Origin of the sequence: Actinomadura barringtoniae (assembly GCF_017573505.1) — a bacterium.
GTDB lineage: Bacteria > Actinomycetota > Actinomycetes > Streptosporangiales > Streptosporangiaceae > Spirillospora > Spirillospora barringtoniae.
Genome location: NZ_JAGEOJ010000002.1, coordinates 442,239 through 466,855, shown reverse-complemented (window position 1 = coordinate 466,855; position 24,617 = coordinate 442,239). Strand labels below are relative to the sequence as shown.

The following is a 24,617-nucleotide window of genomic DNA, read 5'->3' as shown; positions in this document are numbered from 1 at the left end:
GACTCCTCCTCATCCCGGTCGTCCCGGGGTCCTTGACCGGCAGAACGCCGAGAGCCCACCGCTGTGGGGCTTCTCAGCCGGACACCGGTCAAGGCCCCGGGACACCCCCGCGGCCTCTGGCCTCCCGCGCCACCCCGCACTGCCCGTCCCCGGCTGATCGGACTGAGTCCATGCTCGACACCGCTCCAGCGGTGCGCGGTAAGCCGGGCCGGAAGCCCTCCGGCCCGGTCCGTTCCCGCCGCCGGCCCCGCTTCGGGCCGTACCTGCTGATCGCGCCCACGCTGGCCGTGATCGCCGTGCTGATGTTCTGGCCGATGTTCCAGATCGGGCAGATGTCGTTCCAGAAGGTGGGCAACCGCCAGCTGCGCGGCGAGCCCGCCGAGTCGGTCGGCACCGAGAACTACAAGACGATCTTCCACGACCCGTTCTTCTGGCAGACCCTGAAGCACACCGTGCTGTTCGCGGTGGTCGCGGTCTCCCTGACGCTGGTCGTCGGCACCCTGATCGGGCTGCTGCTGCACCAGCTCGGGAAGCGGATGTCGAGCTTCGTCGCCGGCGGGGTCATGGTGGCCTGGGCGACGCCCCCGGTCACCGCGGCGATCATCTTCTCCTGGCTGTTCGGCTCGACCGGCGGCCTGGTCAACTGGTTCCTGGAGCTGCTGCCGAACTGGCTGGTCGGCGGCGGCTGGGACGACTACAACTGGTTCGCGACCCCCGGATCGACCTACACGGTCCTCACGATCTGCGTGGTCTGGCAGGCCTGCCCGTTCATCGCGGTGTCGGTGCTGGCGGGCCTGAAGAGCGTGCCGAACGAGCTGTACGAGGCGGCGCGCGTGGACGGCTCGGGGCCGTGGCGCTCGTTCTGGAGCATCACCTTCCCGATCCTGAAGCCGATCTTCATGGTGCTGCTGGTCATGTCGATCATCTGGGACTTCAAGGTCTTCACCCAGCTGTTCATCATGTCCGGGCTGGCCAACCGCGACTCGTTCAACCTGTCGCTCTACGCCTACTCCGAGGCCTTCGGATCGATGAACCCCAAGCTCGGCATGGGGTCGGCGATCGCGATGGTGCTCACGGTGATCCTGCTCATCGTCACGGCCCTGTACGTGCGGGTCATGGTCCGACAGGGAGAGACGAAATGAGCCGCGCACTGCAGCGCCGCCGGCTGCGCAAGGGCGTCCTCAACACCGCCGGGATCCTGGTCTTCCTGGTCGCGGTCTTCCCGGTCTTCTGGATGGTCTCGACCGCGTTCAAGCCCAACACCGAGATCTTCAGCACGACGCCGAAGCCGCTGCCCTCGCACCCGACGCTCGACCACTTCGACCTGGTGCTGAACGGCGGCATCGCGTCCAACTCGTTCTGGGTGTACTTCCGCAACAGCATCTTCCTGGCGCTGGTCACCGTCGTGGTCTCCGGGCTGCTGGCGCTGATGGCCGCCACGGCGGTCGCGCGCTACAAGTTCCGCTTCCGCACCACGTTCCTGATCATGCTGCTGATCGTGCAGATGGTGCCGCTGGAGGCGCTGGTCATCCCGCTCTTCCTGGACCTGAAGAAGCTCGACCTGCTGAACAGCCTGCCGGGACTGGTGATCGTCTACGCCGGCTTCGCCATCCCGTTCGCGATCTGGATGCTGCGCGGCTTCGTCGCCGCCGTGCCGAAGGAGCTCGAGGAGGCCGCCCAGATCGACGGCGCCGGGCCGGTCCGCACGTTCTTCCGGGTCCTGCTGCCGCTGGTGGCGCCGGGCCTGGTGGCCACCAGCATCTTCTCCTTCATCACCGCCTGGAACGAGTTCATCTTCGCCTACACGTTCCTGGACGACTCAGACAAGTACACCTTGCCGATCATGCTGCAGTTCTTCTTCGGCCGCAGCGGCAACGCCTGGGGGCCCATCATGGCAGCGTCCACGCTGCTCACCATTCCGGTGATCATCTTCTTCCTCATCGTCCAGCGCCGCATGGTGTCCGGCCTCACCGCCGGGGCGGTGAAGGGATGACCCGCGCCGAAGAGACCAGCGGCGAGGCCCTCGCGCAGGCCGACGCCCTCGCGCGGGCCGACGCCCTCGCGCGGGCCGGCGCCCTCGGGCGGGCCGACGAGATCGGGCGGCTGGCGCGGGGCACGCTCCTCCCGTCGTTCTCCGGCGCGCGCGTCCCGGGCTGGCTGCAGGACGAGCTGGAGAAGGGCCTCGGCGGCGTCACGCTGTTCGCGCTGAACGGCAACGTGCCGAGCACCGACGCGCTCCGCGAGCTCACCGCCGAGCTGGGCAAGGCCGCCGACCCGATCATCACGATCGACGAGGAGGGCGGCGACGTCACCCGCCTCGGCGGGCACCTCACCGCCAGCCCCTACCCGGGGAACGCGGCGCTCGGCGCCGTCGACGACCCCGAGCTCACCCGACGCGTCTACCGTTCGCTCGGCGCCGAGCTCGCCGAGGTCGGCGTGAACCTCAACTTCGCGCCGTCGGTGGACGTCAACTCCGCCGCCGACAACCCGGTGATCGGCACCCGCTCGTTCGGCTCGGACGCGGCCCTGGTCGCCCGGCACGCCGCCGCGTCGGTGATCGGCACGCAGGAGTCGGGCGTCGCCGCGTGCGCCAAGCACTTCCCCGGGCACGGCGCGACCGTCGAGGACTCCCACCTGGGCGTCCCGCTCGTCGACGCCGACCTGGACCTGCTGGACCGGCGCGAGCTGGTGCCGTTCCGTGCGGCCATCGAGGCGGGCGCCCAGGCGGTCATGACCGGCCACCTCAACCTGCCGCTGATCACCCAGGGCGTTCCGGCGACCCTGTCGCACGCCGCGATCACCGGCCTGCTGCGCGAGCACCTGGGCTACCAGGGCGTGATCGTCACCGACGCGCTCGACATGCAGGGCGCCAGCGGCGCGATCGGCATTCCCGAGGCGTCCGTGCGGTCGCTGCTCGCGGGCGCCGACCTGCTGTGCCTCGGCCCGCGCGAGCACCACGAGAGCCTGCTGGCCGTGCTCGCGGCGATCGAGGAGGCCGTACGGTCCGGACGCCTGCCGCTGGAGCGCCTCGCCGAGGCGGCCGAGCGCACCCGGCGCCTGAAGGAGTGGCTGAACGGCCACAACGCCGGCGTGGTCGACCGTTCAGTGGGCTTGGAGGCCGCGCGCCGTGCCGTACGAGTGACCGGCGACCTGCGTCCGCTCGGCACCGACCCGCTGGTGGTGGAGCTGGAGTCGATGGGCAACATCGCCGTCGGGCCGACGCCCTGGGGGTTGAGCCCCTGGGCCCCCGACGCCGTCCGGGCGGAGGGGGCGGCGGACGAGGCAGGACCCTTGCTGGAACGTGCCACCGGCCGTGACCTGGTCATCGTTCTGCGTGACGCCCACCGGCACGCCGCCCAGCGAGCCCTGACGACCGCGCTGCTCCAGGCCCGCCCGGACGCCGTCGTTGTCGAGATGGGCCTCCCGTTCTGGCACCCGGACGGCGCCGTTCACCTGGCCACCTACGGCGCGACCGAGGCCAATGGCCAGGCCGCCGCCGAACGCCTAGGCCTAACCCCGATCGCCTAGCGCCCGTTCCTGGTGGGGTCGCATTCGTAGTTGGTTGTTCGCGTTCGAGTCAGCCGTACGTCTCCGCCGGGCAGAGCGGCTCTGCCCGGCGGAGGCTCCTGCGCTTTCGGACGTCCTGACTGCGGGCTGTTGGACTAGAAAAACTCGCCGTGAGGGCGGCTCCATACCGACCAAGATCTGCAATCTGCTTGACGCTCGTCGGAGCGGGGCGCAGGGTGTCTGCCGACACAGGTGCGACGGGGCTGCTCGACCGCGAGGAGGTCCTGATGGGGTTGGTGCGCGTCCGGCCTGCCGGACGGGTTCGCTGACGGTGCGTTCACGTGGAAAGATCCAACCCCGGCGCGGGCTGCGCCACGGCGTGCGGGTGTTCTGCCGGAAGCTGGAGAACTCCGAGCGCAGGCAGCTCGCCCTGCTGGGACTGGTCGCGGTCCTCGCGGCGTTCGTGCTCGGCGGTGCGGTGCGGCTCTTCGAGCCCGACGACGAGGGCCCGCCGCCCGTTCTGGAGGCCCCGCCCGTTCCGACGCCCGCCGCGCCCGAGCCCTCGCCGACCGTTCCGCCATCGCCGACGCCGACCGACACCCCCGAGGCCAGCGGCACCAGCCGGGCCCCGGCACCGCCGCCCGACCCGCCCCGGAACGTTCCCGCCGTCACGATCGCCCGGCCGGGGACCGACGAGCGGCTGATGGACGACCGGGACTTCGACGTCTTCGGCACCGTCCACGCCCTCGGCGACAACGACCTGCGGCTCTTCCTCTTCTCCGCCCGCCGCCAGCTGTTCTACCTGGCCGACTACCGCGCTGAGGACGTCCCGAACGACGGCCGCTGGCACATCGAGTCGACCGGCATCGGCGAGCACTGGGGGCATACGGGCGATGTCTACGTCCTGCTCGCCGTCCTCGCGGACGGTTCCTGCCGGCGGGTGCTGGACGGTCTGGAGCTCGGCCACGACCGCTACCCGGCGTTCAACCGCCTCCCCAACGGCTGCCGCGCGGCCGCCCAGGTCCGGGTGATCGAGGACAACGTCCCGACCTGAGATCATGGAGGGAACGAGACACCGGGTATGCCCGTTGGGAGAAGGCGTGACCGAGACCGCCCGCAGGGGAGGGCACCATGGCGCTGCGTGACCGATTCCGGCGCATCGCGCAGAAGCCCGGCAGCGTCGACCTGGCACCGTACGAGGCCGTGGTCGCCGAGGCCGGTGCCCGCGAGGACCGCGTACGGGCCCTGAGCGACGCCGAACTGACCGCCGCCGCCACGGCCCTGCGCGCCAGGCCTCGCCAGGCCGAAGCCCTCGCAGGCAAGGCCGAGAGCGGGTCCGGCAAGGGCGCGGGCAAGGCAGCCGCCCGAGCCGGCAAGCCCGTCGACCTGGCAGAGCTGTGCGCGCTGGGCCGCGAGGCGGCGCGCCGGACGCTGGGGGAGCGGCCGTACGACGTCCAGCTCCTCGGCACGCTCGGCCTGCTCTCCGGCCAGGTGGTCGAGATGGCCACCGGCGAGGGCAAGACCCTGGCGGGCGCCCTTGCCGCCGCCGGTTACGCCCTGCGCGGCGAACACGTCCACGTGATGTCGGTCAACGACTACCTCGCGCGCCGCGACGCCGAGTGGATGGGCCCGCTGTACGCCATGCTCGGCGTCACGGTCGCATCGATCGGGGAGTCCTCGACCCCCGCCGAACGCCGCGCCGCCTACGCCGCCGACGTCACGTACGCCCCGGTCAGCGAGATCGGCTTCGACCTCCTCCGCGACCGGCTCGTCACCGCCACCGCCGACCGCGTGCTCCCCGAGCCCGCCGTGGCGCTGATCGACGAGGCCGACTCCGTCCTGGTCGACGAGGCGATGGTCCCGCTCGTCCTCGCGGGCGCGTCCGACCTGGACCCCGCCGACCCCGCGTACGCCGATCTCGTCCGCCGCCTGCGCCCCGGCCAGCACTACGCCACCGACGACGAGGGCCGCAACGTTCAGCTGACCGCCGCTGGGGCCCGCGAGGTCGAGCACGCCCTGGGCGACATCGACCTCTACGCGTCCGACAACACCGAGACGCTCGTCGCCGTGAACGTGGCGCTCCACGCCCAGGTGCTCCTCAAGCGCGACGTCGACTACATCGTCCGCGACGGCGCCGTGAAGCTGATCAACGCCTCCCGTGGCCGCGTGGCCATGCTCCAGCGCTGGCCGGACGGCCTCCAGGCCGCCGTCGAGGCCAAGGAGGAGCTCGAGACCTCCGAGAGCGGCGAGATCCTCGACTCGGTCACCGTTCAGGAGTTCATCGGCCGCTACCCGACCCGCTGCGGCATGACCGGCACCGCCATCGCCGTCGCCGACCAGCTGCGCGAGTTCTACAACCTGGAGATCGCGGTCATCCCGCCGAACCGTCCCCGCGTACGCGAGGACCAGCCGGACCGCCTCTACGCCACCGCCACCGACAAGGAGGTCGCGATCGTCGAGGAGATCGCCTCCTCCAACGCGACCGGCCGCCCCGTCCTGGTCGGCACCCTGGACGTCGCCGAGTCCGAACGCCTCGCCCGCCGCCTGGACCGCGCCGGCCTGACCAGCGTCGTCCTGAACGCCAAGAACGACGCCGAGGAAGCCTCCATCATCGCCGAGGCCGGCGCCCTGGGCGCGATCACCGTCTCCACCCAGATGGCCGGCCGAGGCACCGACATCCGCCTGGGCGGCACCCCACCCCCCACCCCTGAGCTCCCCGCTCCGGAGGGCACCACGCCCGAGGCCACCACACGTGCCAGCGCGGAATCCTCCGCATCCTCCGCGCCAGCCGATGCCGGACGCTCTGCTGCCGCCGGTACGGCGCCTTGCGAGTCCGAGCGTCCTGATGCCAAGGAGGTGGCCGGGCTGGGTGGGCTCTTGGTGATCGGCACCGGGCGCTATCACGGCAGCCGACTGGACGACCAGCTGCGCGGGCGCTCCGGCCGGCAGGGCGACCCCGGTGGCTCGATCTTCTTCGTCAGCCTTGAGGACGACCTGATCACTCAGTACGCCCCCGACGAGAAGCTCAAGGTGGACGCCGATGCCGACGGGCGCGTTCACGACAAGGGCGCCGAGTGGGTCGTCGGCCATGCCCAGCGCGTGGCCGAGGGCGTGGACCTGGAGATCCACCGCAACACCTGGCGCTACAACCAGCTGATCGGCCTTCAGCGCCGCGAGCTTCTTGTTGAACGCGAGCAACTTCTCCTGGCCGACCATGCCGACCGCGTCATGGCGGAACGCTGCCCCGAGAAGCACGCCGAACTCACCGAGATAGCAGGCGAAAAGGCTGTCGCCGAAGCCTCACGCCAGGTGGCCCTCTACCACCTGGACCGCTGCTGGACGGAACACCTGGCGTTCCTCACCGACCTCCGCGAGGGCATCCACCTGCGCTCCCTGGGCCGTGGTCTCGACCCCCTGAGTGAGTTCAACCGTGAGGCCGTTCCGGCGGGCAAGCGCCTCCTAGGCCGCGCCGTGGAACGTACAACGGAGACCTTCGAGACCCTGACCGCCACCCCTGACGGCGTGGACCTTTCCAACGCGGGCCTGAAGCGTCCCTCTGCCACGTGGACCTACCTGGTGCACGACAACCCGTTCGGCTCGCTGGATGAACGAGCCCTGCGCGGCCTCATCGCCATGTTCCGCCGCAAGGCCAGAAAGTAGGGGTCACCGGGCAAGCAGTATCTCGGCGGTCTCCCTCGCCGTCGCCGCGGCGTCGGCCTTGTTGGCAACGCTGAACGCCACCACGGCGCCCTCATGGATGATGAGCAGCTGATCGGCCAGCTTGCCCGGATCCTCAACTCCGGCCTCGGCCGCCAAGCCCGCATAAAGCTCGCGAATCCAGGCCTTCTGATCGGCGGCGGCCTGATGCCCCGGGTGAGCCTGATCTGGCAGTTCGGCCAGGGCGTTCACCATGGAACACCCGCGTGCGCTCTCGGTCCGCAACCAGTCCCCGAGGGCGTCGAACGTGGCGAGGATCCGTTCACGCGGCCCCCCGACCTGCTCCAGCCGTCCGGTCAGGTAGCCGCGCCACCGCTCATCCCGCCCGCGTAGATAGGCCAGGACCAAGGCCTCCTTGGAGCCGAAGCGGTCGTACACCGTCTTCTTCGTCACTCCCGCCTCGGCGGCGATGAGCTCCATGCCGACCCCGCCGATGCCGCGGTTGTAGAAGAGGTCGCTGGCGACCTCGAGCACCCGCTTGGCGGCAGGTGTCAGCGGACGATCCGTCATCAGCCCTCCTCATTTGACACCACTATACACACCGGTATACCTAGTAACTATACCGGTATGTATACCTCAGGAGGTTTGATGGCGCCCCGCATTGACGCTCTCCTAGGGGCCGCGTTCGTGGTCACGTGGAGTTCCGGCTTCATCGGAGCCGATCTGGGAGCCCGCAGCGCCCCGGCTTCATCCCTGCTCGCCTGGCGCTTCATCATCGCGTTCGCGTTCCTGGGCGCCTGGACCCTCCTGCGCCGCCGCCGCATCCCGCTGCGCGAGCTGGCCCTCCACATCACCATCGGCGTCCTGGGCCAGGTCGGCTACCTCTACGGAGTGTTCGCCGCCGTGGACCAAGGCGTCCCCGCCGGCACCACCGCCCTGATCTGCGCCTTGCAGCCCATAGTCGCCGTCACCTTGGCAGTCCCTCTCCTGGGCGAATCCGTCACCACCCGGCAAATGGCAGGCTTCGCCCTAGGCATCCTGGGCGTAGCCCTGGTGGTCGGGGCCGACCTAGGCGCCAACCCAGGAGTGCCGTTCCTCGCGTACGCCCTCCCCATAGGCGCCATGCTCTCCCTGGTGGCAGCCACCCTCTTCGAGCGCAGGACCCGCCCCCGCCTGGCCCTCACCGATGCTCTGACCGTTCAGGCAGGCGTCAGCGCCGCCATCTTCACCACTCTCGCCGCGGCGACCAACACCCTTACCCCACCGGCGGCCCCCAGGTTCTGGATAGCCATAGCCGTCCTCGTCCTGGTGGCCATGCTCGGCGGCTACGGCCTCTACTGGATCAACCTGGCCCGCAGCGGCGTAGCCCGAGTCTCCGCCCTGCTCTACCTGACGCCCCCCGCCACCATGGCCTGGTCCTGGCTAGCGTTCGGCGCCGCCCTAGCCCCGCTCTCCCTGCTAGGCGTCCTCATCTGCGCCGCCGCCGTCCTCATGATCCACCGCCGCCCAACCCCACCCACCGCCCCGCCCGTCGCACCCCACCCCCAACGCCACCCCGACACAACCCCCGCAAACTAACCCCACCCCAGCCACCTCGCCCCACCCCACCCTCGGCCCCGGGGGATTACTGGTTGGGGTGGGCCTGGTGATTTGCGCGCGGGGCGAGACCTGGTTGTACGTACGGTGCGCGGGTCTTGCGGGCTGGTGTCGGGCCGTACGGGTGCGCGGGCTGCCTTGGGTCGGTGGGGGTTAGTTGCGGAGGCGGAGGCCTCGGGGGGTGGGGTGGAAGCCTGCGGCTTCTAGGGCGGCTGCCAGGGGGGAGTCGTTGATGGACTCGCCGTCGGCGCGTTCGACGGTGAGCTTGCCCAGGGCGCCCTCGCGTACGGCGAGGGCCAGAGCGTCCACGGCGGGCTGCAGGACCTCGGGGTCGTCGTCCCAGGTCAGCAGGGTCTTGCCGCCGCGTTCTACGTAGAGCAGGAGGCGGCCGTCTACCAGGACGACCAGGGCACCGGCCTTGCGGCCGGGCTTGTGGCCGCTGGCCACCTCATCGTCGCGTTCGGGCCAGGGGAGGGCGGCGCCGTACGGGTTGGCGGGGTCGGCGGCGGCCAGGACCAGGGCGCGACGGCGTTCGGGCTCCGGCGGGGCGACCGGCCAGGGGTCGGCGAACGAGTCGGTCGGGGTGGGTGAGGTCGGGCGCATGGAACGTAGGCGGTCGACCGCGCCGGGGAGGGCGAACTGGGCGGCGCCCAGTCCTTCGACGAAGTAGCCGCGGCGGCAGCGGCCGGTGTCTTCGAAGGCGCGCAGGACCGGGTAGACGGCTGCGAAGCCGCCTGGGGTGCGTTCTGCGGCCACGGCGCCGCGGATCACGATGCCGTAGCGCTCCAGCAGGGCCTCGGCCAGGGCGTGCGAGCGGCGGGTGCCTGGGGATTCGCGTTCGGGCAGCAGCCACCAGCGGCCGGCCATGGTGGGCGGTCCGGTCCGTGAGGGGAGCACCGGGCGGCCGCGTCGGGTGGCGCGCGTACGGTGCGCCGGGCGGCCTGAGCCGATCGAGGCGCGCAGGGGCGCGAGGGTGTCGTTGGTGAGGTGGCCTGCCCAGACCAGGTCCCAGACCGCGGTCGCCAGGTCCTGGTCGTTGACCTTTTCGGTGGCGTTGACGCGGTCGGAGAGCGTGCGGAAGAACAGCGCGCCGCCGTCGGACAGGGCGTCGAGAACGGCCTGGTGGGCGGGGGTGAGCGTGATCTTCGAGGGCTCGGGCATGAGGAGCGGGGCGGTGTCGGCGAGGTAGAGCGACACCCAGCCGTCGCCGCCGGGCAGACCGCCCTGACCCGCCCAGACGACCTCCCCGGCGGAGGTGAGCTCGTCGAGGTCGGTGGGGGAGTAGCCGGGGACGCGCGAGGGGAGGATCAGGGACTCGAGCGCGGAGGACGGTACGGCGGCGCCTTGCAGCTGTTCGATCGACTGAACGAGGGCGTCGATGCCGCGCGGGCGGCTGCCGCCCGTGATGCCGTGCCAGGCGGGCAGGAAGCGGCCGAGCGCCTCGGGAGGCGACGGCTCGACCTCGGCGCGCAGGCGGGCCAGGGAACGGCGGCGGAGCGTACGGAGGACGCCTGCGTCGCACCACTCGCTGGTCAGCGGGCCGGAGACCGCCTCGACCGGCAGGAACTCGCCCTCGATCACGCGTCCGTCCGCGCGCAGGCGGCGCAGCGTTTCCAGGACGACGGCGGTGCCGAGGCCGAAACGGGTGGCGATGTCGGTGGTACGGAACGGGCCGTGCGTACGGGCATAGCGCGAGATGAGGTCGGCGAGCGGATCGTCGACCGGTTCGAGGAAGGCCTCCGGAATGCCGACGGGCAGCGGCGCCCCGAGCGCGTCACGCAGTCGCCCCGCGTCCTCGATCGCGGCCCACCGTTCCTCGCCCGCGATGCGTACGCGGACGGCGCGCCGGGTCTCCTCCAGCTCGACCAGCCACCGCGCGGCAGCCTGCTCCGCCCCCGCGCTGGGCCGACCGTCGGCCGGTGTCGGCGGTTTGGTGGCCGTCTCCGGCTCGTCGGATGTGGGTTGGGTGGTCCGTGCGGTCGGCTCACCCTGCGTGCCCGGGCCGTTGGAGGCCGGTGGGTCGGCGGGGGCGGCTTCTCGGTCGGTCGGGTCCACCGTGCGGGCGGCTGCTTCGGCGGTGGTCAAGGGGCCGAGAGTACGGAGGAGATCGGCTATGCCTTCGAGGTCTCGGGCACGGCGGTCGGGGGCCAGGCGCTGGAGCTCGAGTTCGGTCTCGGCGACGACCTCGGGGTCGAGGAGCTCGCGGAGGTCGGCCTGGCCCAGCAGCTCCGCCAGCAGGGTGGAGTCCAACGCGAGGGCCTGTGCTCGGCGTTCGGCCAGCGGCGAGTCGCCCTCGTACATGAACGCGCCGACGTAATGGAACAGCAGGGAGCGCGCGTACGGGGAGGGCTCGGGGGTCTCGACCTCGACCAGGCGCGACTTGCGGCCGGAGACGTCGCGCATGAGCTGCACCAGGCCCGGCACGTCGAACACGTCCTGCAGGCACTCGCGCATCGTCTCGAGCACGATCGGGAACGAGGGGTACTTGCTCGCGACCGCCAGGAGCTGGGCCGCGCGCTGGCGCTGCTGCCACAGCGGCATGCGCTTGTCGGGGCGGCGCCGGGGGAGCAGCAGCGAACGGGCGGCGCACTCGCGGAAGCGCGCGGCGAACAGGGCCGAGCCGCCCAGTTCGTCGACGACGATGCGCTCGATGTCCTCGGGGTCGAAGACGGCCAGATCGAGGCTGGGCGGCTCGTCCATGTCGGGGATGCGGATGACGATGCCGTCGTCGGCGTGCATGGCCTGCGCGTCGACCCCGTAGCGCTCGCGGAGGCGGCCCGCGATGGCCAGGGCCCAGGGGGCGTGGATGCGGGCGCCGAGCGGCGAGTGGACGACCATCCGCCAGTCGCCGAGCTCGTCGCGGAAGCGTTCGACCACGAGCGTGCGGTCGTCGGGCACGTGGCCGGTCGCCTCGCGCTGTTCGGTGAGGTAGGAGACCAGGTTGGCGGCGGCCCAGGCGTCCAGGCCGGCGGCGGTGACGCGTTCGCGGGCGGTGTCGGGCTTCAGCTGGACGAGCTCGCGGGTGAACGCGCCGAGCGCTTTGCCGAGCTCGGCGGGGCGGCCGAGGGTGTCACCGTGCCAGAACGGGAGCTTGCCGGGCTGGCCGGGGGCGGGGGAGACCAGGACACGGTCGGGGGTGATGTCCTCGATCCGCCACGAGCTCGCGCCCAGCACGAACACGTCGCCGACGCGGGACTCGTAGACCATCTCCTCGTCGAGCTCGCCCACGCGCGAGGCCTTCTCACCGACGAGGAAGACGCCGAACAGGCCGCGGTCGGGGATCGTTCCGCCGCTGGTCACCGCGAGGCGCTGGGCTCCGGGGCGTTCGCGCAGGACGCCGGTGACGCGGTCCCACACCAGGCGCGGGCGCAGCTCGCCGAACTCGTCGCTCGGGTAGCGGCCGGCGAGCATGTCCAGGGTCGCCTCCAGCGCCGAGCGCGGCATGGTGCCGTACGGGGCGGCGCGCTTGAGGACGGCCTCCAGGTCGTCGACCGTCCACTCGTCCATGGCGACCATCGCGACGATCTGCTGGGCGAGGACGTCGAGGGGGTTGCGCGGGTAGTGCAGCTCCTCGATCTCGCCGCCGCGCATCCGTTCGGCGACCACGGCGGTCTGCACGAGGTCGCCGCGGTACTTGGGGAAGATCACGCCCTTGGAGACCGCGCCGACCTGGTGCCCGGCGCGGCCGACGCGCTGCAGGCCGCTGGCGACCGAGGGCGGCGACTCGACCTGCACGACGAGGTCGACCGCGCCCATGTCGATGCCGAGTTCGAGGCTGGACGTCGCGACGACCGCGGGCAGGCGGCCCTGCTTGAGCGCGTCCTCGATCCCGGCGCGTTCCTCCTTGGACACCGACCCGTGGTGCGCCCGCGCGATCTCCGCCGGAACGCCCTTGGCCGCCCCGGCCTGCGCCATCAGCTGCGCGGGTGTGCCGCCGCTCGACCGCCTCGGGGGGTCGGTGTCGGCTGGCGACCGTCTCTCGGCGTCGGTGTCGGCATCGGGCGGCGGTGAGTCATCAGGGGTCAGGCCCAGGGCTCGTTCGATGTCGTCGGCGCTGATGGGGCGGGGTTCGCGGTCGCCGGGCCCGGGATCGTCCTCGTCCTTGGTGAACATGTCGCCCACGGCTCGTTCGTAGGCCAGCTCGTTCAGCCGGCCGCACAGGCGCTCGGCGAGGCGGCGGGAGTTGGCGAAGACCAGGGTGGAACGGTGCGCCTGGATCAAGTCGAGCAGGCGGTCCTCGACGTGCGGCCAGATGGAGCGCTGGCGCGGGTCGGTGTCGCCGGACTGGTCGACGAACTGCGCGATCTCGCCGAGATCCTCCACCGGGACGACGATGTCGAGGTCGAAGACCTTGTCCGACGGCGGCTGGACGACCCTCGCGGGGCGCGGGCCGCCGAGGAAGGCGGCGACCTCGTCCACCGGCCGTACGGTCGCGGACAGGCCGATGCGCTGCGCGGGGCGCTCCAGCAGCGCGTCGAGGCGTTCGAGAGAGAGCGCGAGGTGGGCGCCGCGCTTGGTGCCGGCCACGGCGTGCACCTCGTCCACGATCACCGTGTCGACGCCGCGCAGCGACTCGCGTGCCTGCGAGGTCAGGATCAGGAAGAGCGACTCGGGCGTGGTGATCAGGATGTCCGGCGGCTTGGTGGCCAGGCGGCGGCGTTCGTCGGCCGGGGTGTCGCCGGAACGGATGCCGACCCGCACGTCGGGCTCGGGCAGGTCCAGGCGGCGGGAGGCCTGGCGGATGCCGGTGAGCGGCGCGCGCAGGTTGCGCTCGACGTCGACCGCGAGGGCCTTGAGCGGCGACACGTACAGCACCCGGCAGCGCTGCTTGGGGTCGGCGGCCGGTGCGGCGGCCAGCCGGTCCAGCGACCACAGGAACGCGGCCAGGGTCTTGCCGGAGCCGGTCGGCGCGACGACCAGGGTGTTGTCGCCGTCCGAGATCGACTCCCACGCCCCCGCCTGCGCCGCGGTGGGCGCGGCGAAGGCCCCCGAGAACCACGCACGCGTGGCCGGGGAGAAGCGTTCGAGCACGTCACCGGTCATGCCCCCATCCTGCCTCGCCCCTCCGACAAAACCGGACCGGGTGACCGCGGTCACATTGTAAGCAAGTGCTTGTTAGGGACATTCTGGGAGCGGTGTCGCAGCCGCAAGGAGCCTTCATGTCGTACGCCCTGCTGGCCGTTGGTCTGGTGTCGCTGGTCCTCGCCCTCAACGCCCTGTGGCCGCCCCGCCGCTTCATGGCCCTGGTCATCCCGGGCTTCTTCTCCAGCTGGCTCACCATCGAGATGGCCCCGCAGCTGCTGGTGCTGGAGGCGGCCGGTCTAGGGCTGCTGGCGGCGTACGGGGGACTGGACGCCTGGCCCGGCTGGATCGGCCTGATCGCGGGGCTCGTGGGCATCGCGGGGACCGTGGCGACGATCGTCGCGTCCCGGCGGACCGTCGTCACTCTGCGGGATTCCGATGTGCCGCTGGACCTCGACCCGGAAGGCGCTCCGCGCTACCCGTTCTCCCACCTCGTCGTGCCGCAGCTGTGCCTGATCCCGCGCCGCGGTGTGCAGGTCGTACGGAACGTGGTCTTCCGCGAGGAGGGGCGGCTACGGCTGAAACTGGACGTCTACCGGCCCAAGACGGAGCGCATGACGGAGCCCAAGACGGACGGGACGCTGCGGCCGGGCCTCATGCAGATCCATGGCGGCGGCTGGGTCATCGGAGATAAGCGCGAGCAGGGCCTTCCCCTGCTGAACCACATGGCCGTGCAGGGATGGGTGGGCTTCAACGTCAATTACAGGCTGAGCCCCCGGGCGACGTGGCCGGAACACCTGCTCGACCTCAAGCACTTCATCGCCTGGTACCGCGAGCACGCGGCCGAATATGGGGCCGACCCGGACTTCCTGTGCGTGACGGGAGGCTCGGCCGGGGGCCACCTGGCGGCGATGGTGGCCTTGAGCGCGAACGAGCCGGAGTTCCAGCCCGGCTTCGAGGACGTGGACACCAGCGTGCGCGGCGCGGTGCCGTTCTACGGGGTCTATGACTTCGTGGAGGCCGGGCCGTGGCCGATCCCGTTCGGCGCCAACGCCCTGGTCGAACGGATGATGGTCAAGCGGTCCTTCAAGGACGAGCCCGAGGCCTTCGCCGCAGCGTCGCCCGTTTCCTATCTACGGCAGGACGCCCCGCCGTTCTTCGTCATTCACGGCAGCAAGGACACCCTCATCCCGGTTCCCGAAGCCCGCCGCTTCGTGAAGAAGCTGCGGGACGTGTCGGACGCGCCCGTGCTCTACGCGGAGATGAAGGGCGGGCAGCACGCCTTCGACGTCTTCCCCTCGTACCGTACGGCGCGGGTGGTGGAAGGCGTGGAACGCTACCTGACCGGGCTGCACCGGCAGTATCTGCAGGGCCGTCCTCCGTCCGTCCCGGACGAGGTGTCCGACTCTGTCGGATAGCGTTGCGGGGTGCGGCTCACAGTTTTCTGGGATCGAATGAACCAGCAGTTCGGAGAGGCCTACGCGCAGAGCGTGGCCAAGGACTACGTCATCGCTGATTTGGGCGGCCGCACGGTCGAGCAGGCACTGGCCGACGGAGAGGCCGCCAAGCGCGTCTGGCAGGCCGTGTGCGCCACGTTCGACGTCCCGCAGACCCTCCGCTAGGCCTTCCCCACCGCGAACAGCTCTAAGAAACGCGACCGCCCGCCCCCGTGAACGGAGGCGGGCATGCGGCGTTTGTGCGGCCCGGCGTATGTGCGGCCGGGTGTCAGTAGCCGGGGTGTCGGTAGCCGGGGCGTCAGTAGGTCGCGACGGCGGTGACGAAGCCGATCATCAGGTTGGCCACGGCGAGCAGGACCGCCGCCGGCTCCAGCTTGTCCTCCTCGTCGTCGGCGAGCTGCTTGATGCTGATGCCGATCACGCGGTCGAAGACCTGGGTGGCGACCGTCATGGCGACGATGCCGACGGCGCCGAAGACCAGCGTGCGCGCGAGGCCCTCGGCCAGGCTGCCGTGCGCGGCGAAGATGGACACCCCGACGATCAGGCCCACGCCGACCGTGGAGGCCGCCGCCAGCAGGGTCGCGTTCGGGTTGCGGTGCTCACGGATGACCGTGATGAGGCGCCCGGGGGTGGCCAGGTCGGTCATGTAGAAGCCGACGATGAACAGCACCAGGCCGACAGCGGCATAGGCCAGGAGCGCCCCACTGCCCTCCAGCAGGACTTGGCCGAGGGGGTCGTTGTCGTTCGCAGCCAGAACCGTTGTCATGGGACTCCTTCAACAGGGGGGTAGGCAGGGCAGGGGGGCACTGCGGGGCAGGGCACTACAGGGGGATCCGGTGGGGAACGAAGGACGAGGTGTCGTCGGTGACGAGCCCAGCGGTCTCGCGGATGCCGAGGCCCGCGGACTCGTCGTGAACGACCCAGGCGCCCAGCACCGGGTGTTCCCCATCGAAGTCGGGCAGCGCGCAGAACTCCTGGAAGACGAAGCCCTCACGCCCGTACTCGCCTTCGGTGCGGAGCTCGTCGCCGTCCGGCGTGACGATCCGCATGCTCGCGCCCTCACGGCCCAGCAGGGGCTTCTGCACGTACGAGGTGAGCGAGCCTGGCGTGTTGAGATAGGTCGGCAGGAGGTTGGGGTGGCCGGGGAAGAGCTCCCATAGGAGCACCAGGAGCGCCTTGTTGGAGAGCACCATCTTCCAGATGGGCTCGATCCAGGTCGTGGGGGCGCCGGGCAGGTTCCGGCCGAACGGCTCGGAAACGATCCATTCCCAGGGGTAGAGCTTGCAGAGCGTGTTGATCTCCCGCTCTTCCAGGTCGACGAACCGCCCGCGGCTGCCGCTCCAGCCGATGTCCTCCATGGCGATCGCGATGCCCGGCAGACCCGCCTCCTCGGCGGTCTCCTGCATGTACGCGATCGTCATGACCTCCTCGCCCGTCTCGTCGGCGTGCGTCCAGCCGAAGTGCGCCGGGGCCTCGGGGAGCTTGGGGGCCATCTCCTTCCACCGCGCCACGAGGCGCTCGTGGATGGAGTTCCACTGGTCGTCGTTCGGGTAGACGTCCTTGAGCCAGTACCACTGCACGATGGCGCTCTCGACCAGGGCGGTCGGGGTGTCGGCGTTGTACTCCAGCAGCTTGGCCGGGCTCTCGCCGTCGTAGCGAAGGTCGAACCGCCCGTACAGGTGCGGGTCGCCGCGCCGCCACGACTCTTCGATGAGCGGCGCCACCCAGTCGGGGATGCCCAGGACGTTGTAGCGCCCGGTGGTCACCACGTGCTCGACGGCCTTGAGGCACATCTGGTGGAGCTCTTCGACGACCTCCTCCAGGGCCAGCACCTCGTCCATCTCGAAGACGTAGTGCACGGACTCGTCCCAGTACGGGCGCGTGAGGTGCTCGGGGTGCGCGGTCCGGTGGAAGGCGAGCCCCTGGGACTCGATCTTCTCGGCCCAGTCGTCCCGCGGCGTCGAGTGCTCGCGTCGCACGTTCGTTCAGCTCCCGCTGTGGCCGTGACCGCCGAAGCCGCCGCGCAGGGTGTGCCCCGTGCTCGACTTCACCTTGCTGACGTTGCTCGGCCGGTACGTACGGCCGCCGGAGATGTAGCTGCTACCGCCGGAGTAGTGGCGCTTGCCGCCGTAGTACCAGAAGTAGCGACCGTAGCCGCTGGTGCCACGGTCGATCTCGGAGGTGTTGCAGAGGCTGTCGGGGACCACCTTGTAGCCGCCCTTGGTCTGCCCCACCGAGGGGGCCCACCGGTCGACGCACCAGGCGGTGGTCGACTTCGAGCCGCAGGCGACCAGTGTGAGGGACAGCGCGCCGACCATCCCGACCTTGACCGAACGGGAGCTGAGGCGGCGCTGAGGCTCCTGTGGAGGCAACGGGTACACGTCCTTCGAAACGAGACGACAAGCATCCGGGGAGTTCCGGACGGCCGGATCGGGAGCCCTTACTGGAAGGAATCCGGCATCGCGGAGCCATAGCCTAGAGGGCGACTGGCCTGCGGCGAAAGCGAGCCTTATACCGGTTCCGTCACACCTTGGGCACTCTCGGTTTCCAGCGGGTGAGCCGGGAGTGACGGCTACCCGCCGGAGGAATGGCTCGACGAGCCACCGAAGCCCCCGCGACTGGTGCCTCCATCGTCTCCCGAGGAGGAACTTCCGCCGCCCGACCCGCTACTGCTGCTGTTGCCGTACGACGAGCTGGCGCGGATGGTCTTGCCGCTCGCCGAGGTGATGCCCCCGGTGAGCGGCATGGTGGAGCTTCCCCCGCTGACGCGGCCACTGGCCAGCCGTGTGCCGCCGTAGTACCAGAAGTAACTGTTGTGCGAGTGGTAATGCCTCGTGGACGTCGTGGACCCGCCCGAGGAATCGTCGCAATTGCTGTCGTCCACAACGGCGTAGCCATCGCCGGGCGTCACCGTGGAACTAGGCGTGGGAGTGGGGCTGCTCGTAGGCGACGGAGACGTCGTCACCGTCCCGTCGTTCTGCACCACGCAATACGCGGTGACGTCCTCCCCGTCGGCGGTGGTGCCGCCGTCGTCATCAGAGGAAGAGCATGCCGCGACCGTGAGCGAGAGGGCACCGACCATGCCGATCTGAACCGCGCGGGAACTGAGCCGACGCCGGGACTCCTGTGGTGGCAACGGGATGCACGCCCTTCGAAGTGAGACTGCAGGGAACCTTAGGGGCTGTTCCTCACTCAGACGGAAGAAGGGCACATTCCGGTTCTCATGAATTTCCGGCCGATCCGTCCACCTTGTTCGGAACGGACCGGGCCGAGCCCCCGTGGGTCAGTCGGGAACGGGGAGATGGGCGTAGAGGTCCATGGGGTCGACGGTGGTGGGCAGATCGCTCACCTGCCCGTCTCCCACCTCCACCACGCGCCACTCCCCGTCTGAACGCCGGGCGAGGTCGGTGGTGATGAACCGGCACCCCAGGGCGCGTACGGCGGGGGCCACGGAGTCCAGATCGGGGTCGGGCTCCACCTCGGGGCTGTCGGGGTGGGGGCCGACCAGGGCCGGCTCGCCGTCCACCCACCACACGCGGGCCTCGCCGCCGTCGCCGTAATCCTCGTACTCCCGTACGACCAGCCCGCCCGCGAGGAAGTCGTCCTGAAGCGCGATCATCTTGGTCACGACATCGCGGAGCTGCGTCAGGTTATGCACGTCAGGGACGAAGCACGCCTCGTCCCACTCGTGCTTACGCGACTTCACGTAATCCTTGACGACTCCGGGCCCGGCGTTGAGCGGGCGTACGAGCTCACTGAGGTCGGCCGGAACCTCGCGCGGGGCCAGCGGACGCCACACGCTGGAGGGCGTCAGCCCGGCGAACGTGTCGTGCCACCCGGGCAGCTCGTGCGCGCGCCTATAGTCCTCGGGATGCGTGAGCAGCAGAGTGCCGCGTTCCTTGAGGGCCGAGGCCATCGCCGCGTACTCCCCGCTGGTCATCATCCAGCCGCGGTACCAGACGGGGCCCAGTTCCGCGGACACCCCGTCGATCGCCCCGAGCACGTCACCGCGCTGCAACGCGTCGTGATCGACCAGGGCTATTTCGCCGTAGTGGTCCCGTACGGCGGCCGCCTCACGGGAATAGTGGGGATCGACGCGCCGGGGGTGGAGCGGATCGACGCAGAAGAGAACGGTCAGCGTCATGGGGCAGCCCTCCGTGGACGGCGCCAGCGTACGGGTTTTCCGGCCCGATGCGCACGGAGATTCATGGGCAATTCGGGCCACGCACACATGATCGAACGAGTGTTCGGTAAGGTGTCGTCGGTACGCGACGTTGTCCACAGCTGCGCCGGGGTCTCGAAAAGTGTCGGTGGCCCCCCGTAACGTCGCCGTCGACATCGCAACAGCACTGCCCGGGCCGGACGAGAGCCGGCAGGCCGGCGACCAGACAGGACAGGGGCAAGCAATGGCAGCGAACGACCGGGAGAAGGCTCTCGAGACCGCCCTCGCCCAGATCGAGCGGCAGTTCGGCAAGGGCTCGGTCATGCGGATGGGCGACGAGGCGCGGGTGCCGGTCGAGGTGATCGCGACCGGCGCGATCTCCCTCGACATCGCGCTCGGCATCGGCGGTCTCCCGCGCGGCCGCGTCGTGGAGGTGTACGGCCCGGAAGGCTCCGGCAAGACCTCCATCGCGCTGCACGCCGTGGCCAGCGTTCAAAAGAACGGCGGCATCGCCGCGTTCGTCGACGCCGAGCACGCGCTCGACCCCGAGTACGCCAGCAAGCTCGGCGTGGACATCGACGCGCTCCTGGTCTCCCAGCCCGACACCGGCGAGCAGGCGCTGGAGATCACCGACATGCTGATCCGCTCCGGCGCGGTCGACATCGTGGTCATCGACTCGGTCGCCGCGCTCGTTCCCCGCGCGGAGATCGAGGGCGAGATGGGCGACAGCCACGTCGGCCTCCAGGCCCGGCTGATGTCGCAGGCCCTCCGCAAGATGACCGGCGCCATCAACCAGACCAAGACCACCGCCATCTTCATCAACCAGCTCCGCGAGAAGATCGGCGTCATGTTCGGCTCACCCGAGACCACCACCGGTGGCCGGGCGCTGAAGTTCTATGCCTCCGTGCGCCTGGACGTGCGCCGCATCGAGACCCTCAAGGACGGCACCGAGGCGGTCGGCAACCGCGTCCGCGTGAAGGTCGTCAAGAACAAGATGGCCCCGCCCTTCCGGGTGGCCGACTTCGACCTCCTCTACGGCCAGGGCATCAGCCGCGAGGGCGGCCTGATCGACCTCGGCGTGGAGAACGGCTTCGTCCGCAAGTCCGGCGCCTGGTACACCTACGACGGCGACCAGCTGGGCCAGGGCAAGGAGAACGCCCGCAACTTCCTCAAGGTCAATCCGGACATGGCCGACGAGATCGAGAAGAAGATCAAGGAGAAGCTGGGCGTCGGCCCCAAGGTCGACAAGGAGGCCCCGGAGACCGCCGGGGCCGCAGCCACGCCCCCGGCCGCTCCCGCCGCCGCTCCGACTCGTAAGGGTTCTAAGACCCCCAAGCCAGGTGATTCCTGACAAGGAATCTTCTGATCTGGGTGACTCTTGACGGTGTGTGAGCGATGATCCCGTATGTAGGGCGGCGGCGCCTTATCCGGCACCGATCGACCGGTGTCCGGTCCTTCCCCGATGGCGCCGCCGCTTTTATGGCTTCTGCGGCCTCGGGGTCCTCGCCTAGCGGCTCGGACCCCGAACCGCACAAGCGGCGGGCGCGACATCGCTTCGCGATCTGAGCTGTGGGCCCTCGCCTCCGGCGTCAGGCCCACAGCTCAGGTAACGCACCCGCGTGCGTGGCCGAGGTCCGCGGCCCCCGGTTGGGATCTACCGGTCTGCGCGGGGCTGGGGGTTCGCTGTCCCAGGTCGGGACCTGCCGACGCGTGCGTGGCTGAGGTCCGTGTCCCAGGTCGGGGACCTATCGGCCCATGCGTGGTCGAGATCCGCCTCCCCGAGGCGGGACCTATCGGCCGGTGTGTGGCTGAGGTTCGTGCACCCGGTCGGGATCTGCCGGCGCATGCGGGGCCCGAGCTCCGCTGGCCCGGGCCGGGGACCTGTCGGTCCGTGCATGGTCGGGGTCCGCTTCCCCGGGGCGGGATCTACCGGTCCGTGCGCGGCTAAGGCTCGCTGTCCCAGGTCGGATTCACCGGTCTGTGCGTGGCTGAGGTCTGCTGGCCGGGTCGGACCTACCGGTCTGTGCGTGGCTGAGGTCTGCTGGCCGGGTCGGATCCACCGGTCTGTGCGTGGCTGAGGTCCGCTGGCCTCGGTCGGGGTCTACCGGGCGGTGCGTGGTCTGGGATCTGCAGGCCGGTGTGTGGTCGGGTTGCAGGGGAGAGTCTGGCCCTCGGTGGGTGGGACGCAGTTGATCGGGTCGTGTGCGGGTGGACTTGTGGGGGTGGGTGTGAGCGGTTATCGGCGGAGGCGGCGGCGTGGGCCTGAGGGGCCTGCGGACGGTAGTCCTGCGGCGGATGCGCCGCCTGCAGATCCGGAGGCGGTCGCGCGTGACGCGTGCCTGCGGATGCTCACCATGGGCCCCAAGACCCGGGCCCAGCTGGCGGAGGCGCTCCGGCGCAAGAACGTTCCGGACGATGTCGCCGAGGCCGTGCTGGGGCGCTTCACCGACGTCGGGCTGATCGACGACGAGGCGTTCGCCCAGGCCTGGGTGCAGTCCCGCCACACGGGGCGAGGGCTGGCCAAGCGGGCCCTGGCGGCCGAACTCCGCCAGCGCGGCGTCGCCGACGAGACCGTGAAGGACGCCGTGCAGACGCTCGACTCCGAGCAGGAGGAACGCACCGCGCGGGAGCTCATCGACCGCAAGCTGGCCTCCACGCGCGGCGTCGAGCCCACCAAGCGCACTCGCCGCCTGGTCGGCATGCTCGCCCGCAAGGGCTACTCGCCTGGCTTGGCCTACCGCGTAGTGAAAGAGGCCCTCGCCGAAGAGGGCGCCGACCTCGAAGACCTCCCTGATGATCCCACCTGGGACAACGAATAGCCCCAGACGCCCGGCCCCCAAGGTCTGCGACCTCCAGGGCGTCGAAGGGTGCCCGCCCAGGGCGTTGCCATCTCTAGGGCGCTGCCGATCCCAGGGCGTTGCCATCTCTGGGGTGCTGCCGCTTCCAGGTCGCTCCCGCTTCCAGGCCGCTCCCGCTTCCAGGCCGCTGCTGCTTCTGGGGTGCTGCGGTTTTCGGGGGTGCTGGAGGGAGCCCGGCCAGGGGGCGGCGGCGTTGGTGGGAGAGCGGGCCGGGCGGTGTGAGGTGGGTGCGGGGGAGGCTTACCTGGGGGTTAGGGGTGGAGTGGGGGATGGGGCGACACGCCGGGTGAATGACGGGATACCTGACGGTGTCCTTACTGGGGCCTGACTCTTGGGGAAGGGGCATGCGGGCAGGTGGGTGGGTTGAGAATGGGAACGAGGAGTCGGTAAGTAAGTACTCACGCGGGCGTTCGGTTAGTCCGGAATGCCCGTGGTTTGCTTGCTCATTACCTCTATGCCGCTTACCGTTACGGCAGTGAGGAGTAACTCCGCGAACCGCGGATTGCCATACGACTGAGACGTTCTTGCAGCTGAAAGGCATAGAGGACCACCGGCCTCGGGTTCTGTGCGACGGGCGCCCGGGCATTGGCGTGTACCCGTTGCCGGTCGTTCGGTGGTCCACCGGAACGCGGGTGATTCCTCGCGCAACAGGGTCCCAATCCCCGATGGGGCCCGCGGGCGAGGAAGGGTCTGCCCCATGGAGAGCGTCGTGCTCGGAGCCGCGCTGCTGGGGACCCTTGTCGCCCTGATAATCGTGGTCCTGACCCGGCCCGTCTCCAAGAAGCGGGCCGAGGACGAGCTCGGCCAGGTGCACCAGGAGGCCGACGAGATCCGGGCCAAGGCCAAGGTCGACGCCCAGGACGTTCTGGAGAAGGCCGAGGGGCAGGCTCAGCAGATCGTTCGTGCGGCGCGTGAAGAGCTGGACGCCGAGGGCAAAGAGCTCCGTGATGACCTCCGGACCCTGCGTGAGGACCTGGAACGCAGGGAGAGCCGCCTCGCGGAGCGGGAGCAGCGGCTCGACGGGGAAGTGCGCAGGCTTGAGGAGTGGGGCGACAAGCTCGCCGAGAGCAAGCGGGCCCTGGACGAGCGCAAGGAGGCCCTCAAAGAGGCCGAGGACGAGCGCAAGCAGCTTCTGGAGCGGACGGCCGGGCTGACCGCCGAGGAGGCCAAGCACGAGCTCGTGGGCTCCCTGGAGAACCAGGCCAAGCGCGAGGCCATCCCGATCACCCGGGAGATCGAGAACGCCGCCCGCGCCGAGGGCGAGAAGCGGGCCCGCAAGATCGTCACGCTGGCGATCCAGCGGGTGGCGAGCGAGCAGACCGCCGAGTCGGTCGTGTCGGTGCTCCACCTGCCGAGCGACGAGATGAAGGGCCGGATCATCGGGCGTGAGGGGCGCAACATCCGCGCCTTCGAGTCCACTACGGGTGTAAATCTCATTATTGACGACACGCCCGAGGCTGTGCTGCTGAGCTGCTTCGACCCGGTGCGCCGGGAGGTCGGGCGGCTGACGCTGGAGAAGCTCGTCCTGGACGGGCGCATCCACCCGCAGCGGATCGAGGAGATCTACGAGCGGAGCAAGAGCGACGTCGAGCAGCTGTGCGTGCGCGCGGGCGAGGACGCGCTGGTGGAGCTCAGCGTCGCCGACATGCACCCCGAGCTCATCGCCCTGCTCGGGCAGCTGAGGTACCGGACGTCGTACGGGCAGAACGTGCTCAAGCACCTGATCGAGTCGGCCCACATCGCCGGGATCATGGCCAGCGAGCTGCGGCTGCCGGTGGAGCAGGCCAAGCGCTGCACGCTGCTGCACGACATCGGCAAGGCCCTCACCCACGAGGTCGAGGGCAGCCACGCGCTGATCGGCGCCGAGATCGCCCGGCGGTACGGCGAGCACGAGGACGTGGTGCACGCCATCGAGGCCCACCACAACGAGGTCGAGGTCCGTACCGTCGAGGCCGTCCTCACGCAGGCGGCGGACGCGATCAGCGGCAGCCGGCCGGGCGCGCGGCGCGAGTCGCTGGAGGCCTACGTCAAGCGGCTGGAACGCCTGGAGGAGATCGCCCGCGACAAGCACGAGGGCGTGGAGAAGGTCTTCGCGATGCAGGCCGGCCGGGAGATCCGCGTGATGGTCAAGCCGGACGCCGTCGACGACATCCAGGCCCAGGTGATCGCCCGCGACATCGCCAAGCAGGTCGAGGACGAGCTGACCTACCCCGGCCAGATCCGCGTCACCGTCGTCCGCGAGTCCCGCGCCATCGAGTTCGCGCGCTGATCCCCAGCTCAAGATCCTGGTACGGGAGACGCCCGGGTTAACGGGAGGCGTCTTCCGGGACGAGACTGATCATTCGCGTTGTGAAGAGG

18 protein-coding genes are annotated in these 24,617 nt (G+C 70.3%); 12 read left to right on the top strand and 6 right to left on the bottom strand.

Translation table 11 applies throughout. The features are described from left to right. Positions 1-170 precede the first annotated feature (170 nt). The 5 genes from J4573_RS05960 to secA2 all read left to right on the top strand — a co-directional run bounded on the left by J4573_RS05960 (position 171) and on the right by secA2 (position 7,167). Positions 171-1,142 carry a carbohydrate ABC transporter permease gene (locus J4573_RS05960; protein WP_208254216.1) on the top strand — a complete coding sequence of 324 codons (972 nt, stop codon included), beginning with the start codon at positions 171-173 and terminating at the stop codon, positions 1,140-1,142. Further along, positions 1,139-1,993 (top strand): carbohydrate ABC transporter permease, encoded by an 855-nt coding sequence (locus tag J4573_RS05955; protein ID WP_208254215.1) that lies wholly within the window; start codon positions 1,139-1,141, stop codon positions 1,991-1,993. The genes J4573_RS05960 and J4573_RS05955 overlap by 4 nt, the downstream gene beginning before the upstream one ends. Continuing rightward, on the top strand, positions 1,990-3,528 hold the full coding sequence (locus J4573_RS05950) for a glycoside hydrolase family 3 protein (RefSeq protein WP_208254214.1): 1,539 nt from the start codon (positions 1,990-1,992) through the stop codon (positions 3,526-3,528). The genes J4573_RS05955 and J4573_RS05950 overlap by 4 nt, the downstream gene beginning before the upstream one ends. Positions 3,529-3,838: 310 nt before the next feature. Further along, complete coding sequence (locus J4573_RS05945) at positions 3,839-4,561, top strand: hypothetical protein (RefSeq protein ID WP_208254213.1); 723 nt, start codon at positions 3,839-3,841, stop codon at positions 4,559-4,561. 77 nt (positions 4,562-4,638) lie between these two features. Next, on the top strand, positions 4,639-7,167 hold the full coding sequence (gene secA2, locus J4573_RS05940; RefSeq protein WP_208254212.1) for an accessory Sec system translocase SecA2: 2,529 nt from the start codon (positions 4,639-4,641) through the stop codon (positions 7,165-7,167). 3 nt (positions 7,168-7,170) lie between these two features. Here secA2 and J4573_RS05935 read toward each other — a convergent pair whose 3' ends face one another. Then, positions 7,171-7,734, bottom strand: a complete 564-nt coding sequence (locus J4573_RS05935; RefSeq protein ID WP_208254211.1) for a TetR/AcrR family transcriptional regulator — start codon at positions 7,732-7,734, stop codon at positions 7,171-7,173. Positions 7,735-7,812: 78 nt separating this feature from the next. Here J4573_RS05935 and J4573_RS05930 point away from each other — a divergent pair, with 78 nt between their 5' ends. Beyond that, positions 7,813-8,742 (top strand): DMT family transporter, encoded by a 930-nt coding sequence (locus J4573_RS05930; RefSeq protein WP_243772492.1) that lies wholly within the window; start codon positions 7,813-7,815, stop codon positions 8,740-8,742. 171 nt (positions 8,743-8,913) lie between these two features. Here the strand turns inward: J4573_RS05930 and J4573_RS05925 are convergent, their stop codons facing one another. Next, positions 8,914-13,803 (bottom strand): Lhr family helicase, encoded by a 4,890-nt coding sequence (locus tag J4573_RS05925; RefSeq protein WP_208254209.1) that lies wholly within the window; start codon positions 13,801-13,803, stop codon positions 8,914-8,916. A gap of 116 nt (positions 13,804-13,919) precedes the next feature. Between J4573_RS05925 and J4573_RS05920 the strand changes: the two genes are divergently transcribed. Together J4573_RS05920 and J4573_RS05915 are read left to right on the top strand one after the other, a co-directional pair. After that, positions 13,920-15,200 (top strand): alpha/beta hydrolase, encoded by a 1,281-nt coding sequence (locus J4573_RS05920; protein WP_208254208.1) that lies wholly within the window; start codon positions 13,920-13,922, stop codon positions 15,198-15,200. Positions 15,201-15,209: 9 nt separating this feature from the next. After that, entirely contained in the window at positions 15,210-15,404 is a 195-nt protein-coding gene (locus J4573_RS05915; protein ID WP_208254207.1) for a DUF3046 domain-containing protein, read from the top strand. A 133-nt stretch (positions 15,405-15,537) separates the two neighbouring features. Here J4573_RS05915 and J4573_RS05910 read toward each other — a convergent pair whose 3' ends face one another. From J4573_RS05910 to J4573_RS05900, 3 genes are read right to left on the bottom strand one after another with little or no spacing between them, the layout of a single operon-like run. Next, the gene (locus tag J4573_RS05910) at positions 15,538-16,005 is read right to left on the bottom strand and encodes a DUF350 domain-containing protein (protein WP_208254206.1); all 468 of its coding nucleotides are present in this window, start codon (positions 16,003-16,005) and stop codon (positions 15,538-15,540) included. 55 nt (positions 16,006-16,060) lie between these two features. After that, a complete protein-coding gene (locus J4573_RS05905; protein ID WP_208254205.1) occupies positions 16,061-17,218 on the bottom strand; it encodes a glutathionylspermidine synthase family protein in 1,158 nt (385 codons plus the stop codon). Between the two features lie 6 nt (positions 17,219-17,224). Beyond that, positions 17,225-17,611, bottom strand: a complete 387-nt coding sequence (locus tag J4573_RS05900; RefSeq protein WP_243772490.1) for a hypothetical protein — start codon at positions 17,609-17,611, stop codon at positions 17,225-17,227. Between the two features lie 249 nt (positions 17,612-17,860). Here J4573_RS05900 and J4573_RS05895 point away from each other — a divergent pair, with 249 nt between their 5' ends. After that, complete coding sequence (locus tag J4573_RS05895; RefSeq protein ID WP_208254204.1) at positions 17,861-18,037, top strand: hypothetical protein; 177 nt, start codon at positions 17,861-17,863, stop codon at positions 18,035-18,037. Between the two features lie 485 nt (positions 18,038-18,522). Here the strand turns inward: J4573_RS05895 and J4573_RS05890 are convergent, their stop codons facing one another. Continuing rightward, complete coding sequence (locus tag J4573_RS05890) at positions 18,523-19,383, bottom strand: ATP-grasp domain-containing protein (RefSeq protein WP_208254203.1); 861 nt, start codon at positions 19,381-19,383, stop codon at positions 18,523-18,525. Between the two features lie 262 nt (positions 19,384-19,645). On the opposite strand from J4573_RS05890, the gene recA reads away from it, so the two are divergent. The 3 genes from recA (at position 19,646) to rny (ending at position 24,528) form a co-directional block, all read left to right on the top strand. Continuing rightward, positions 19,646-20,752, top strand: a complete 1,107-nt coding sequence (gene recA, locus J4573_RS05885; RefSeq protein WP_208254202.1) for a recombinase RecA — start codon at positions 19,646-19,648, stop codon at positions 20,750-20,752. 760 nt (positions 20,753-21,512) lie between these two features. Then, positions 21,513-22,220, top strand: coding sequence for a recombination regulator RecX (gene recX, locus J4573_RS05880; protein WP_307796510.1), 708 nt, complete (start codon positions 21,513-21,515; stop codon positions 22,218-22,220). Between the two features lie 736 nt (positions 22,221-22,956). After that, complete coding sequence (gene rny, locus J4573_RS05875) at positions 22,957-24,528, top strand: ribonuclease Y (protein ID WP_208254200.1); 1,572 nt, start codon at positions 22,957-22,959, stop codon at positions 24,526-24,528. Positions 24,529-24,617: the final 89 nt, after the last annotated feature.